14 protein-coding genes are annotated in these 13412 nt (G+C 65.3%); 7 read left to right on the top strand and 7 right to left on the bottom strand.

From position 1 onward, the window contains the following. The first annotated feature begins 100 nt into the window (after positions 1-100). The 5 genes from CE453_RS11425 (at position 101) to CE453_RS11405 (ending at position 4737) form a co-directional block, all read left to right on the top strand. Positions 101-880: an SDR family oxidoreductase gene (locus CE453_RS11425; RefSeq protein WP_089174698.1), complete on the top strand. Its 780-nt coding sequence runs from the start codon at positions 101-103 to the stop codon at positions 878-880. A gap of 130 nt (positions 881-1010) precedes the next feature. After that, positions 1011-1934: a DMT family transporter gene (locus CE453_RS11420; protein WP_089174697.1), complete on the top strand. Its 924-nt coding sequence runs from the start codon at positions 1011-1013 to the stop codon at positions 1932-1934. 116 nt (positions 1935-2050) lie between these two features. Continuing rightward, complete coding sequence (locus CE453_RS11415; protein ID WP_089174696.1) at positions 2051-2671, top strand: helix-turn-helix domain-containing protein; 621 nt, start codon at positions 2051-2053, stop codon at positions 2669-2671. Between the two features lie 25 nt (positions 2672-2696). After that, positions 2697-3101: a (R)-mandelonitrile lyase gene (locus tag CE453_RS11410; protein WP_089174695.1), complete on the top strand. Its 405-nt coding sequence runs from the start codon at positions 2697-2699 to the stop codon at positions 3099-3101. 466 nt (positions 3102-3567) lie between these two features. Then, on the top strand, positions 3568-4737 hold the full coding sequence (locus tag CE453_RS11405; RefSeq protein ID WP_089174694.1) for a GGDEF domain-containing protein: 1170 nt from the start codon (positions 3568-3570) through the stop codon (positions 4735-4737). Between the two features lie 60 nt (positions 4738-4797). Here the strand turns inward: CE453_RS11405 and CE453_RS11400 are convergent, their stop codons facing one another. The 7 genes from CE453_RS11400 to lysM form a co-directional block, all read right to left on the bottom strand. Further along, the gene (locus tag CE453_RS11400; protein WP_089174693.1) at positions 4798-5406 is read right to left on the bottom strand and encodes an HAD-IA family hydrolase; all 609 of its coding nucleotides are present in this window, start codon (positions 5404-5406) and stop codon (positions 4798-4800) included. 62 nt (positions 5407-5468) lie between these two features. After that, on the bottom strand, positions 5469-6401 hold the full coding sequence (locus tag CE453_RS11395) for a c-type cytochrome (protein WP_472840996.1): 933 nt from the start codon (positions 6399-6401) through the stop codon (positions 5469-5471). Positions 6402-6667: 266 nt separating this feature from the next. After that, positions 6668-7099, bottom strand: a complete 432-nt coding sequence (locus tag CE453_RS11390) for a c-type cytochrome (RefSeq protein ID WP_089174692.1) — start codon at positions 7097-7099, stop codon at positions 6668-6670. 131 nt (positions 7100-7230) lie between these two features. Beyond that, entirely contained in the window at positions 7231-9540 is a 2310-nt protein-coding gene (locus CE453_RS11385; protein ID WP_089174691.1) for a xanthine dehydrogenase family protein molybdopterin-binding subunit, read from the bottom strand. 100 nt (positions 9541-9640) lie between these two features. Next, positions 9641-10597, bottom strand: a complete 957-nt coding sequence (locus tag CE453_RS11380) for a YiiG family protein (RefSeq protein ID WP_248308035.1) — start codon at positions 10595-10597, stop codon at positions 9641-9643. Between the two features lie 52 nt (positions 10598-10649). Continuing rightward, positions 10650-10967: a rhodanese-like domain-containing protein gene (locus tag CE453_RS11375; protein ID WP_089177842.1), complete on the bottom strand. Its 318-nt coding sequence runs from the start codon at positions 10965-10967 to the stop codon at positions 10650-10652. Between the two features lie 178 nt (positions 10968-11145). Beyond that, positions 11146-11589: a peptidoglycan-binding protein LysM gene (gene lysM, locus CE453_RS11370; protein WP_089174690.1), complete on the bottom strand. Its 444-nt coding sequence runs from the start codon at positions 11587-11589 to the stop codon at positions 11146-11148. 208 nt (positions 11590-11797) lie between these two features. On the opposite strand from lysM, the gene CE453_RS11365 reads away from it, so the two are divergent. Beyond that, positions 11798-12226 carry a GlcG/HbpS family heme-binding protein gene (locus CE453_RS11365; protein WP_089174689.1) on the top strand — a complete coding sequence of 143 codons (429 nt, stop codon included), beginning with the start codon at positions 11798-11800 and terminating at the stop codon, positions 12224-12226. 98 nt (positions 12227-12324) lie between these two features. Then, entirely contained in the window at positions 12325-13386 is a 1062-nt protein-coding gene (locus CE453_RS11360; RefSeq protein WP_089174688.1) for an NAD(P)/FAD-dependent oxidoreductase, read from the top strand. Positions 13387-13412: the final 26 nt, after the last annotated feature.

Here is a 13412-nt window from a genome sequence, read left to right as displayed (position 1 = left end):
TTTGCGTTGCGCTTTGATGACGGAGCCGCCAATCCATGCTCTGCCTTGCCGATGGATGGCTGCGTCGTCGCAGCACCCCAGGCTCACGGGAGAAAAGCTGATGGATCTTGGAATTGCGGGCCGCACGGCCATCGTCTGCGCCTCCAGCAAGGGGCTCGGCCGCGGCTGCGCGCAGGCCCTCGCCGAAGCCGGCTGCACGGTCGTCATCAACGGCCGCAACGCCGCAACGCTCGAAGCGACGGCGAGCCAGATTCGCGCCAGCACCGGCGCGACCGTCATCGCCGTGGTCGCCGATGTCGCGACCAAGGCCGGGCAGGATGCGCTGCTCGCCGCCGCGCCGGCACCGGACATCCTCGTCAACAACAATGGCGGGCCGCCGCCGAAGCCCTTCCGCGAGGTGACGCGCGAGGGCCTGCTCGAAGGCGTGGTGCAGAACATGGCGACGCCACTCGAGCTGGTGCAGAGCGTGATCGACGGCATGATCGCGCGCGGCTTCGGCCGCATCGTCAACATCACCTCGGCGAGCGTGGTGACGCCGCTGACCGGGCTCGACGTCTCGTCTGCCGCCCGCGCCGGCCTCACCGCCTTCCTCTCGGGCGTCGCACGCGAGGTCGCCCACGCCAACGTTACCATCAACAACATCCTGCCCGGCGTCTTCGACACCGACCGGATCAAGACCGCGACCAACAAGGTGGCCGAGATGCAGGGCATCAGCATCGAGCAGGCGACGAAGAACCGGCTCGCCGCTGTCCCTGCCGGCCGCCTCGGCACCCCCGACGAGTTCGGCAAGCTCTGCGCCTTCCTGGCCAGTGTCCACGCCGGCTACATCACCGGCCAGAACTTCCTGATCGACGGCGGCTCCTTCCGCGGCACGTTCTGATCGAGCGAACGACGCACGCCAACAGCTGGGCGGTGTTGCAGCCTTGACGCTTCGCAACCCCGCCTCGACATGATCTAAGGAGGAACGGTTTCGCTCGAAACCGTTCCCGCCATCCCGCAGCGCCGCCGCCTTGTCCCCTCTTCTCGGCATCAGTCTCAAGCTGCTCTCGGCGCTGTTCTTCACGCTGATGTCGGCCGGCATCAAAGCCATCTCGACGCGCTACCCGACGGGCGAGATCGTCTTCGTTCGCTCCTTTTTCGCGATGATTCCGCTGCTGATCTGGCTCGCCTGGCGTGCCGAGCTGCCGGCCGCCCTGAAGACGGACAATCTGCGCGGCCATCTCAAGCGCGGCATCATGGGCTCGACCGGCATGTTCTGCGGCTTCGCGGCCCTGCAGTTCCTGCCGCTGTCGGAGGCTGTCGCCATCGGCTATGCCGCGCCGCTCGCCGTCGTCGTGCTGGCCGCGCTGGTGCTGAAGGAACGCGTGCGCATCTACCGCTGGAGCGCGGTGACGATCGGCTTCGTCGGCGTCCTCATCATGCTCTCCCCCCATCTCGGCGCCGGTTCCCATCAGCTCGGACCGGGTGCGGCCGTCGGTGCCGCGCTCGGCCTCGCCGGCGCCTTCTGCTCGGCCTTCGCTTCGGTCGAGGTCCGCCTGCTGACCCAGACCGAGCGCACCGGTGCCATCGTCTTCTACTTCATGCTGCTGACCAGCCTGCTCGGCCTCTCGACCATCCTCCTCGGCTGGAACGTCCCCACCTATCAGGATGCCGCGCTGATGGTCGTCATCGGCATCCTCGGCGGCCTCGGCCAGATCCTGATCGTCCAGGCCTATCGCTATGGCGACGCTTCGCTGGTCGCCCCCTTCGAGTACTCCACCATGCTGTGGGCGGTGGCGATCGGCTGGTTCTGGTTCGGCGAATGGCCGGCCTCGACGATCGTGATCGGCGCCTTCATCGTCATCTCCTCCGGGATCTACGTCATCTTCCGTGAGCGTCAGCTCGGTCTCGCGCGGCAGGCACAACGCGAAGTCGGCCCCAGCCGCATAACCTGAAGCGACACCGAATCCGGCCGCGAGACTTGCTCCGTAACCGGAGAACAGGCATTGTTCGTTCGTTATAAAGATCGTTGGCGAGGGCACGCGATCCAGGCAGCGAACAGGACGGCGGAATGGGCATCGAGACGAAAGAGCGCGGCGGACGCGAGCTGGAATCGGGCGCGCAGGTCATCTCCGGCCAACTCGGCAAGACAATCCAGCGCCTACGCAAGGCCTATAACTTCTCGCTCTCCGACCTCGCTGAGCAGTCTGGCGTCGCCAAGTCGATCATCAGCCAGATCGAACGCAACGAGACCAACCCGACGCTGGCGACGATCTGGCGGCTCTCCCAGGCGCTCGACATCTCGATCGAGCGCGTCCTCTCCAGCGGCGAGGAAGAGCCCTTCATCGACAAGACCACGCGCGCCGACACGCCGATCCTCGTCTCGGAAGATGGCAAGCTCAAGCTCGCCATCATCGGCTGGATCAAGACGGTCGAGTGGCTGCAATGGTACGAGGTCTCCTCCGAGCCCGGCGGCGAGCTCGATTCGGAAGGCCACCAGCGCGGCTCGATCGAATCCCTCTCCGTCACTGCCGGCGAGTTCGAGGTCGAGGTCGGCGACATCGTTCAGCGCGCCAAGGCCGGCGAGACCCTGCGCTATCGCTGCGACCGCCGTCACATCGTCCGCTGCGTCGGCAAGGAGCCGGGCCATGCCCTCATGGTCTGCATCCTCAAGGCAGCGGTGATGGAATAGGGCGCACGGAAGCAGAGGCCAGACGATGGACATCCGACGCATCGGCTCGCAGCCCTCGGGCAAGGGTCCGGCCGAATACTTCACCGGCACGGTTCGCATCGACCCGCTGTTCAACCCGCCCGAGCCAGCACGAATCGCGACCGCGCTCGTGACGTTCGAGCCCGGGGCCCGCACCGCCTGGCACACCCACCCGCTCGGCCAGACCCTGATCGTCACCGCCGGCTGTGGCTGGGTCCAGCGCGAGGGCGGCCGGATCGAAGAGATCCGCGCGGGCGATGTCGTCTGGTTCGCGCCCGGCGAGAAGCACTGGCATGGTGCCACGGCGACGACTGCGATGACTCATATCGCGTTGCAGGAGAAGCTGAACGGCTCGCCGGTCGACTGGCTCGAGCACGTCACGGACGAGCAATACGCCGGCCCGCATGCGTGACAGCGCCCGAGGCGGCTCGGATTGAGCCGCTCCGCAGCGCCTGCGTTCCAGCCGGCACGAACCGTTACGACAGCATATTGCCCACTCCAGCACAGCGGCCCCGATCTGGCGGAGCCGCAGATTTTCCGCGCCATAACCTTACGTCATGAACATCAGGAAATTTGAGAGAGCGGGATTACGCGTACGCAAATACTATAATTTACCAACCCAACCTACTTCAATCTTCAAGTAGAATTTTTCACTTCTGCGGCAATTTCTCACCATCAAGAACTGCTTTCCAAGAAGTCCCCAAGCGGATTTATGCTCATGAGGGCCCGATTTTCGACCGCGGCGAAAATCCGAAAAGCGGCGCACCCCCACAAGCTGAAATTAACCTGTGTGCGCCAGGCTCCATTTCTACGCTGGGCTGGCTGGGAGCACGCCATATGCCTGAGACCGGATACGGCCACGGCTGACGACGAGACCGATGGACCTTGCAACCCTCTGGTATCTGACGACCGGAACGCTGCTCGTCGCAGCGGCGATGACGCTTTGGGAGCGCAAGGCGCAGGCCCAGCGCGCGCGGGAGCTCGGCCTGTGGGCTGCGGCCTACGGTATTTTTGCTTTCGGCTGCGTGCTGGCGATGAACCGAAGCCTGCTTCCGGGTGTCACCGGCCCGGCTATCACCAATGTCGTGATGATGTTCGGCTACCTTTTGGCCTTGCAGGGGATATTGGCGCTGGACGGCAAGAGGCTCCACCCGAGCCTCATGGCGGCCTTGCTCGCCGCCATCGGCGCGGCCTGGCTTGTGGCCGGAGCCGGCGCTGCGAGCCTGTTCTGGAACCATATCAGCGCCTTTCCGATCGCGGTCGTCTGCGCGGTAGCAGCGCTTGTACTGCTCCGCAGTCGAACTGCCGCGGGTTTGCGCTCCCGCCCGATCGCGGTCGCCGCTTTTGCCTGCCATGGCCTGTTTTATGGCGCACGCACCTTCGCAGCTCCGATCCTGACGACGATCTACGGCAACGACATGCTGCCTATCGTCGCTGAGCTCACCATGTACGAGGCGGTTCTCTTCATCGTCACGATGTCGATGTCCCTGCTGGCGCTGGTGCGGGAAGAGGATCGCGCCCGGCTGGTTGCGACAGCCCGCACAGACTTCCTCACCGGCCTCAACAACCGACAGGGCTTCTTCGAGCTCGCCCCCCAGCATCTGGCCCGTGCTGGGCGGCATGCCTCCTGCACGTTGCTCGCGATCGACCTCGACCACTTCAAGGCGATCAACGACAGATACGGACACGAAGCCGGAGACCGCGTACTGAAGCTCTTCGCCAGCATCACGAAGGAGATCGCCGGGCCGGACGCCATGAGCGCACGCCTTGGCGGAGAGGAGTTCGCGATCCTGCTGCCGGATATGGATGGCGAGGAGGCTCGCCTGATCGGTCAAAGCATCGCCCGTCGCTTCGCCGACACGGCCGTGCGACATGACGGGCTCGCGATTCCGGCCACCGTCAGCATCGGGATGGCAGAGACCAGAGGCCGGGAGGCCGAGCTGAGCGCGCTGCTGGGCGCCGCCGACCATGCCCTCTACCGGGCCAAGATGCTGGGTCGCAACCGCATCGAGATCGCCGGGCCGGAACAGGTCGCCAAGGCGGCCTAGAGGACCCCGGGAAGATAGTGGACGCCGGCCAGTGCAGAGAGACTGCGCTGCCGCGCGGGATCAGCGCCTCTCCGCTTCCGCGATCAATACCGCGAGGGATCGGGTGCCGTCCCACAGCGCTGCACTCCACCCCAGCGCCCGCGCCGCATCGACATTGGCTTGCTTGTCGTCGACGAAGAATATCTCCGCCGGCGAGAAGCCGGCTTTTGCCTCGACTGCGCGGAAGAACGAGGCGTCGGGCTTGGCCCAACCGATCTCCGCCGCATAATGGAGGTCGTCGAAGTGCTGGTTCAGCGCGAGCTCGTTCCAGATGTAGCGGGCCCGCTCATGCTCCTGCACCGTCGCGAGGTGGAGCTCCACGCCGCCGGCCCTGATCGGTGCAAGCTGCGCCAGCAAATCTCGATCAAGATGGGCGTCGTTCTCGAACCAGTAGCGCACCAGCCGCTCCAGACTGAGATGGGGAGCGATCTCGGCAAGCACGGGTGACAGACGCTCCCGCAATGCCGCGCGCCCGAGAATGACATCCTGCCAGTGGCGCCGGAAGAAAGCGTTCTGTAGCGCCTCGGAAGACAATCCGAGATCGCGTTCAAGATGGTGCGCCCAGCCTTGTGGATCGGGATGCACGATCACCACGCCGTCGACATCGACCATGACAGCCTTGAAGCGCATAGGCGGGCGCTCGCCCCCTCCTTCTCGCGGATCTGGCATCACACCCGACCGGTGGAGCCTCTCTACTTCGCCTGCGGCCGCGGCGGGCTCGCCACGGCCGGCAGCGACTTGAGATACTCCGCCATCGCGGCCCGGTCGGCATCCGACAGTTGCGCCATGTTGCGGACCACCTCCGCCATCGAACCGCCGACGCTATCGAAGCTCGGCGTGAAACCAGTCTTCAGCAGCTCCGCGATCTCCTCCTTCGACCACTTGCCGAGCCCGTTCGCCTCGTCCTGGGTAATGTTGGGGACGAAGCCCTTGCCTTCAGGGTCCGGTCCGCCGGCGAAGCGTGTCGCTGGCACGATCGCGCCGAAGGCATTGCGGCTGGAATGGCATTCGGCGCAGTGGCCGGGACCGTTGACGAGATAGGCGCCGCGGTTCCAGGCCTCGCTCTTCGCCGGATCGGGGCGGAAGGAACCGCCTTCGAAGAACAGCAGTTTCCAGCCGCCAACCAGCCGCCGGATGTTGAAGGGGAAGCGCAACTCATGCGCCGGCGCCCTGCCCTCGATCGGCGGCAGCGTGCGGATATAGGCGAAGAGGTCGGCCAGCGCCTTGGGCGGAATCAGCCGGTAGGATGTGTAGGGAAAGGCTGGATACAGATGTTCGCCCTGCCGGCCGACACCAGCTGCCATCGCGTCGACGAAGTCCTGGATGCCCCAGTTGCCGATGCCGTCACGCGTATGCGGCGAGATGTTGGGCGCGTGGAAGGTGCCGAAGGGCGAGGCCAGCGCCAAGCCGCCGCCGAGCTTCGTGCGATCGTCCTGCCCCGGCGTCGCATGACAGGAGGCGCAGCCGCCGGCTGCGAACAGGAGCTTGCCGTTCTCGATATCGGGCGCCGGCAGCGCGCCGACTTCCGGAGCCGGCGAGACGACACGTGGATCGGTGAGCACGTAGAAGCCGCCGAACGCGATCGCTGCCAGCACGACGAGGGTGACCAGAAGGCGGCGCAGCAACAGCATCGGCATCTCCACAAAGCCGGAGCGAACGCCGTTTCGATCGGGATGCGATCGCGCGGATCCAGCTCCACGGCGACAGATTGGACGGCAGAACCAACTGCCGGCAACCCTCTCGCTACAACAATTCCAACCGTCTCGCGTCGCTCGACGCGACAAGGCCGGCCCGCCTCAAACGCCCGGAAGGCTCAAAAAGCTCCGGCAGAAGCAGAAAAAGCGGGCGGCCATCGCTGGCACCCGCTTTCCCAAGAGCGAGACGCGCGCCCTCACTTCTTGATGCGATAGGCCTCGTGGCAGGCGCCGCAGTTCTTGGTGGCAGCACCGAAGGCCGTGCGGAAACCGGCGAGATCGGTGACGGCCGTGCCCGCGCCCGCATCAGCCTCGAATTTGGCGAAGGCGGCCTTGAAGCCGGCCTGGTCTTCCCAGATCTTCGCCGCAGCCGTGGTCTCGCCACCGGTCTTGGAATTGTCGGGGAACAGCGTCGGCATCTTCTTCGCCGCATCGGCATAGGTCTTGAAGACCGTCTGCGCCTTGCCGGCGTCGAAAGCGGCATCGCCCTTCGCCATGGCTGCGCCTTCGCGCGTCGCGGCGCCGACCGCCTTCATCGTCTGCTGCCGTTCTGCGATCGGGTTCGACTGCGCCATCACGGCGGTGAGGCCGAGCCCGAGGCCGGCAAGCACGAGAGCGGTGCGGATCATTCAGTTCCCCTTCAAGACGAGTCGGCGCCGGGTGGCGCCGTTTTGAACACGTCTAGATCAAACGATGATCGCGGCACAGCCAAGTCGCTTTTGCGTGAGCGGATTTGCAACCCCGCAAATCCGCCCTTGCATCAAAGCCGGTAACCAGCCTCCTTCAGCGCATTGAACACCTTCACCGGCGTCGCCGGCATGTCGATCGCCTTGATGCCGGCTGCCCGGTCAAGCGCATCGACCATGGCGTTCATCACAGCCGGGCAGGCGCCGATGGCACCGGCCTCGCCCGCGCCCTTTACGCCGATGGCGTTGGTCAGGCAGCGGACATTGCGTGTCTCGAAATGGAAGTTCGGCACGTCGATGGCCCGCGGCATGGCATAGTCCATGAAGGTCGCGGTCAGCATCTGCCCGTCGGGATCGAAGCGAATCTCCTCCATCAGCGCCTGGCCGATGCCCTGCGCCGCACCGCCATGCACCTGGCCCTGCAGCATCAACGGATTCAGCGTCACGCCGAAATCGTCGACCACCACGTAGTTGAGGATCTCGGCCTGCCCCGTCCCCGGGTCGACCTCCAGCTCGCAGACATGGGTCCCGTTCGGATAGGTCGCTTCTGGCGGCGTCCAGCTCTGATGCACCTTGAGCATGGTCGGCGTTGCACCCGGCAGCGCCGCGATCGCGGCAAGGTCGAGCGCCTTGTCGGTGCCGACGATCCGGACCGCGCCATTGGCGATCTCAAGGTCGCCGACTGCCGCCTCGAGCTTCTCGGAGGCGAGTTGCTTGAGGTTGTCGGTCAGGATCTCGGTCGCTTTGTTCAGCGCCGCCCCACCGACCGGGATCGACCGCGAGCCACCGGTACCGGAGCCGGTCTCGACCCGGTCGGTATCGCCCTGCACCACGCGAATGCGGTCCATCGGGATGTCGAGATGCTGCGAGACGAGCTGCGAATAGGCCGTCTCATGCCCCTGCCCGTTCGACTGGGTGCCGATCAGCACGGTGACGGTGCCATCCTTCTCCAGGATCACGGTCGAGCTCTCGGGGCCGCCACCGCCACAGGCCTCGATATAGCAGGACAGGCCGATGCCGCGGATCTTGCCGGCCTTGGCCGAGGCCTTGTGGCGAGCCTTGAAGCCCTTCCAGTCAGCCACTTCCATGGCCCGGCGCATATGGCCCTCGAACTCGCCGGAATCGTACACCGGGCCGGTCTGTGTCTTGTGCGGCATCTCGGACGGCTTGACGAAGTTGAGCGCCCGCACCGTATCCGGCGACTTGCCGGTCTCGCGGGCGATCGCGTCGACCAGCCGCTCGATCAGATAGGCAGCTTCAGGCCGCCCTGCCCCGCGATAGGCGTCGATCGGGGTGGTGTTGGTGAGCACGCCGCGAAACAGCACATGCACCGCCGGGATATTGTAGCAGCCCGGCGTCATCGTGGTGCCGACCCAGGGGATGAAGGGTCCGTACTGCGAAAGCCAGGCGCCCATCTCGGCAGAGAGATCGACCTTGAGGCCGATGAACTTGCCCCGGGCATCGAGTGCCATCGTCGCCGTGGCGAGATTGGCGCGGCCATGGGTGTCGGCGAGGAAATGCTCGTTGCGATCGGCCACCCAGCGGACCGGGCGCTTGAGCTTCTCGGCGGCGATCATCGCCAGCGGATATTCGCGGTAGAGGAAGATCTTGGTGCCGAAACCACCACCGACATCCGGCGTGATCACGCGGATGCGCTTGGGGTCGACCTTGAGCACATAGCTCGCGATGAGGTCGCGCATGCCGTGGCTGCCCTGGCTGCCCAGTGTCAGCGTCCAGCGCTTCTCGGCCTTGTCGTAATCGGCGATGCAGGCGCGGGTCTCCATATAGTTGGAGGCGAGCCGGTTGTTGACGATGGTGAGCGAGACGGTGCGCGCCGCTTTGGCGAAAGCCTTCTCGGTCTTGGCGCGGTCGCCCTGCTCGGCCTCGAAGGCGACATTGCCCGGCCGATCCGGCCAGACCTGCGGCGCGCCCTCGGCCAGCGCCTCCGCGATCCCGGTCACCGCCGGCAGCGGCTCCCAGTCGATCTCGATCGCCTCTGCCGCGTCGCGGGCCTGCGCCAGCGTCTCGGCGACGACGAAGGCCACGGCCTCGCCGACATGGCGCACCGTATCGGTCGGCAACACCGGAACCGGCAGCGACTGCGACATCCCGCCCGACACCGTCTCGATATGCCCCTTGCACGGCAGATCGCCGTATTGAGCGACATCCTCGCCGGTCAGGATGAGTTTCACGCCCTTCATCTTGCGGGCGGCTTCCTTGTCTCGGATGGCGAAGCGCGCATGCGCATATTGCGAGCGCAGCACATAGGCATGCAGGGCGCCTTCTGTCGCGATGTCGTCGGTGTAACGGCCGGTACCGGTGGTCAGCCGATGGTCCTCGACTCGCCGCACCGGCTGGCCGAAACCGAATTTCATGGGACGCATGAGGCATATCCTCAGTTAGGTCTGATGAAAGACTGGAACAGAAACGGCATGTCGTCAGCCCCGGTGCCATACGCCCCGGGGCTGCATTCAACGCATCGCGCTATCGGGGGAAGCGAACCGCCGTTTCCGAGAGGGTGATCATGGTATTGTAATTGTTCACGATCCAGTTGGCGTCATTCGCGGCGCCACGCCGGACATCGCCTTTGGTCTTGGCGAGCTTTTCGGAGAAGTCACGGAGCTTGCCGAGCCAGGAACTCGCCTGGCTGTCCATGAACAGCGACTTGCCCGGATTCTTGTCCTTGAAATCGTCCATCTCGCGAATCGCCTTGGCATAACCGGCGACGGCGGCATCGAACGCCTTGAGATCGACGATCGGCTTCTCGTTCGTCGGCATCAGGTCGATCACCGAGCGCGCATTGATCATGACATTGCGGACGACCCAGCGCACGGACTTGCCCTCGCGTTGCTCGATCGCCGCCAGTTCCTGCGCGTCGAGCGCCGTCTTGTAGACGCGCATCATGGCATCGAGCTTCGCGCGCTGGTCGAGGAAGGCCTTGGCCGCCGGCACCATCTGCGCGTGCAGCTTCTGCCCTTCCGCGAGATTGTCGTCGCGATAGTCCTTGCGGTCGTAGTAGCGCTCGGCGCGGGTGATCAACGGCGCGAGTTCCTGATAGGCCTTGATGTAGCCCAGCACCGTCGCGTCGATCTCCGGCAGCTTGGGATCGCGCGCGGCCGCTTCCTCGGCCTTCTTGATCTCGCCGGTAACGTCATAGAGGCTGTAGAGCCCATAGGAGATGTAGCGCTCCTTGCCGGTCGGCCCCTTCTTCATGTCGACCCAGCTCGCATAGCGTTCCCAGGACTGGATCGCGCGCAGCGTGCGGTTCATCAATGCGGTATAGGCGTTCGACTTGGTGATGGCGGCCTGCAATTCGGCCTCACCGGCCGGCGCGGAGGCTGCGCCCTGTGCCGGAACGCCCTGCGCCGACACCGCCACCGGCATCGCGCCGGCAAGAACGATGGCGCAGACCGCGCTGGAAAGAAACGTACGAATGGACATTGCAATAACCTTGGTCATGCACAGGCTGCCATGAGCGCGGCCGCCTGTCGGATCAATCGAAAGAAATCGGCTCGCCACGCATCGCCCAGTCCTTGAACCCGCCGACATAATGGCTGTCGATGGGAAGCCCGGCCGCTTGCGCGAATGCCAGCGCGTGCCGCGAGCGAACCCCGGCCGCGCAGGAGAAGACCACGCGCTTGCCCGGCTCGCTCGGCAGCTCCGCCGGATCGAATTGGGAGAGCGGCCGCGAGACGGCACCTGGAATATGCCCCGCCGCGAACTCATGCGGCTCCCGGACATCGACGAGCAGGATCGATCCATCGGCCAGCCCGGCTTTGAGGTCATCGATGTCGAGATCATTCACGGTCATGGCGGATCGTTTCCTGCGCTGCAGCCGGAAGCGGAGATAGGACGGGAGCAGCGAAACGCCAATGCCCGGCGCACCGCCCGAAGCGCGAAGCTTCGTGCAGGATGCGTCCATCCGGGCATCGGCATCCTTGCGGCGGAATCGCACCCGCAGGCGCGATCCCGTCGACAGCGGCAGCCTCTCAGCCCAGCGGCGGGATGCGCAGCACCCAGCCCGGCATGATCAGGTCAGGATTCTTGACCGGCGGCGTGTTGGCCTTGACGATCTCGGTGTATTTCGCGCCCTGCCCCTTGCCGTAATGCTCCTCGGCGATCTTCCAGAGCGTATCGCCCTTCTTCACCGTATAGAACACGGCGGCGGGCGCCTCCTTGGTGACGGCCAGGTCGGACTCGACCTGCGCCACGCCGGTGGTGTTGCCGAGCGCGAGGATGATCTTCTCGGCCTCCTCGGTCGAGACCGCCTTGCCCGAGACCTTCACCTTGTCGCCGTCGATCTGGATGTTGACGTCGGAAGGCAGGCCGTGGCCGGCCAGTTCCTTCTGCAGAGCATCGGGCGTCGCCGCCTGGGCCGAGCTCAAGCCGAAGATCTTGGCACCGGCTTCCTTGATGAAACTGAACAGACCCATGGATACCTCCTTGGTTTGGCAGGCTATCAAGCCTTTTCCACGTGTCTTGCGCAAGACAGTCATGAGGCCGCCACTGTTACGCGAACCGCCGGCCCCGGATCGCCCCCATTATCTCCCCGGCCACACAACAGTTTACCTGCAAACCTCCTTCTCGACGGCACGGGAGACTGGCAAAAGGAATGGCCCGCCCTGAACCGGAGTTTCCTCGATGCTGTCGCTCGCCCAGGCCCAGACGATTCTGTCCACCGCCCTCGCCCACGCCACCGAAGGCAAGTTCAAGCCGCTCGCCATCGCGGTCATTGACGCGCGCGGCGCGCAGAAGGCCTTCGCGGCCCAGGATGGCACCAGCCTGAAGCGCGGTGAAATCGCGCTTGGTAAGGCGCATGGCGCCGTGGCGCTCGGTCTCGGCTCGCGCGCGCTCCACAAGATGGCGCAGGAGCGGCCGTATTTCATCGAAGCCGCGACCCACGCCGTTGGCGGCCTGCTGATGCCCGTGCCGGGCGGCGTGCTGATCCGTTCGCCGGAGGGCGAGCTTCTCGGCGCGGTCGGCATCTCGGGCGATACTTCCGACAATGACGAGGCAGCTGCGACCGCCGGCATCGCCGCCGCCGGCCTGCGTGCCGATACTGGCGCCTGAGCCTTATCGGCGCTTGCCAAGTTGCGGAGGAAGCCTCATTTCCTGCCCGGAAGGGGTTCGTCAAAACGCACAGTTTGGACCGGATCGAAGGTAGGACCATGAGCAGCGCCGCGACCAGCGACACCGAAGTCATTTCCACGGACGTCGTCATCGTCGGCGCCGGCCCCTGCGGCCTCTTCGCCGTCTTCGAGCTGGGCCTGCTCGACATCCGCGCGCATGTCGTCGACATCCTGCCGAAGGTCGGCGGCCAATGCGCCGAGCTTTACCCGGAGAAGCCGATCTACGATATCCCCGGCTTCCCGCTGGTGACCGGCCAGGCCTTGGTCGACAACCTGCTGGAGCAGATCAAACCCTTCGGCCCGACCTTCCATCTCAACCAGATGATCGCCGCGATCGAGCCGGTCGGGACCGCCGAGGCGCCGCGCTTCCGCGTCACCACTGATACCAGCACGGTCTTCGACACCAAGGCCGTGGTCATCGCCGCCGGCGGCGGCTCCTTCCAGCCGAAGAAGCCGCCGATCCCCGGCATCGAGGAATACGAACTCGGCGGTTCGGTCTTCTACGCCGTGCGCAAGATGGAGGCCTTCCGCGGCCGCAACATCCTGATCGTCGGCGGCGGCGATTCCGCCCTCGACTGGACGTTGAACCTCCAGCCTCTCGCCAGCCGCGTCACGCTGATGCACCGCCGCGACGATTTCCGCGCCGCGCCGCACTCGGTCGAGCAGATGCGCTCGCTCGTCGCCGACGGCAGGATGGACATGAAGCTCGGTCAGATCACCGGGCTGAAAGGCCAGGACGGCAAGCTCGAAGCCGTGATCTGCCGCGACAATGACGGCGGCAGCTTCGAGATCGCCTGCGATACGCTGCTGCCGTTCTTCGGGCTGACCATGAAGCTCGGCCCCATCGCCGATTGGGGGCTGAACCTCCACGAGAACCTGATCCCGGTCGATACCGAGAAGTTCGAGACGAATGTGCCGGGCATCTTCGCCATCGGCGACATCAACACCTATCCGGGCAAGTTGAAGCTGATCCTCTCCGGCTTCCATGAAGGCGCGCTCTGCGCCCAGAAGGTGCATCGCTACGTCTATCCGGACAAGCGGCTGACCTTCCAGTACACCACCTCCTCCAGCAGCCTGCAGAAGAAGCTCGGCGTCGCCTGAGGCGGCGACCGCCCCGTCATCGCTTA

It is taken from the genome of Bosea sp. AS-1, from assembly GCF_002220095.1.
GTDB lineage: Bacteria > Pseudomonadota > Alphaproteobacteria > Rhizobiales > Beijerinckiaceae > Allobosea.
This window is presented reverse-complemented; position numbering and strand designations above follow the sequence as displayed.

Bases quoted from the DNA above. Each gene is read 5' to 3' on its own strand.
- CE453_RS11410 (WP_089174695.1), top strand. From the start codon at position 2,697: ATGGACATCCGACGCATCGGCTCGCAGCCCTCGGGCAAGGGTCCGGCC.
- CE453_RS11380 (WP_248308035.1), bottom strand. From the start codon at position 10,597: ATGTCCATTCGTACGTTTCTTTCCAGCGCGGTCTGCGCCATCGTTCTT.
- CE453_RS11375 (WP_089177842.1), bottom strand. From the start codon at position 10,967: ATGACCGTGAATGATCTCGACATCGATGACCTCAAAGCCGGGCTGGCC.
- CE453_RS11405 (WP_089174694.1), top strand. From the start codon at position 3,568: ATGGACCTTGCAACCCTCTGGTATCTGACGACCGGAACGCTGCTCGTC.
- lysM (WP_089174690.1), bottom strand. From the start codon at position 11,589: ATGGGTCTGTTCAGTTTCATCAAGGAAGCCGGTGCCAAGATCTTCGGC.
- CE453_RS11385 (WP_089174691.1), bottom strand. From the start codon at position 9,540: ATGCGTCCCATGAAATTCGGTTTCGGCCAGCCGGTGCGGCGAGTCGAG.
- CE453_RS11400 (WP_089174693.1), bottom strand. From the start codon at position 5,406: ATGCGCTTCAAGGCTGTCATGGTCGATGTCGACGGCGTGGTGATCGTG.
- CE453_RS11390 (WP_089174692.1), bottom strand. From the start codon at position 7,099: ATGATCCGCACCGCTCTCGTGCTTGCCGGCCTCGGGCTCGGCCTCACC.
- CE453_RS11360 (WP_089174688.1), top strand. From the start codon at position 12,325: ATGAGCAGCGCCGCGACCAGCGACACCGAAGTCATTTCCACGGACGTC.
- CE453_RS11365 (WP_089174689.1), top strand. From the start codon at position 11,798: ATGCTGTCGCTCGCCCAGGCCCAGACGATTCTGTCCACCGCCCTCGCC.
- CE453_RS11415 (WP_089174696.1), top strand. From the start codon at position 2,051: ATGGGCATCGAGACGAAAGAGCGCGGCGGACGCGAGCTGGAATCGGGC.
- CE453_RS11425 (WP_089174698.1), top strand. From the start codon at position 101: ATGGATCTTGGAATTGCGGGCCGCACGGCCATCGTCTGCGCCTCCAGC.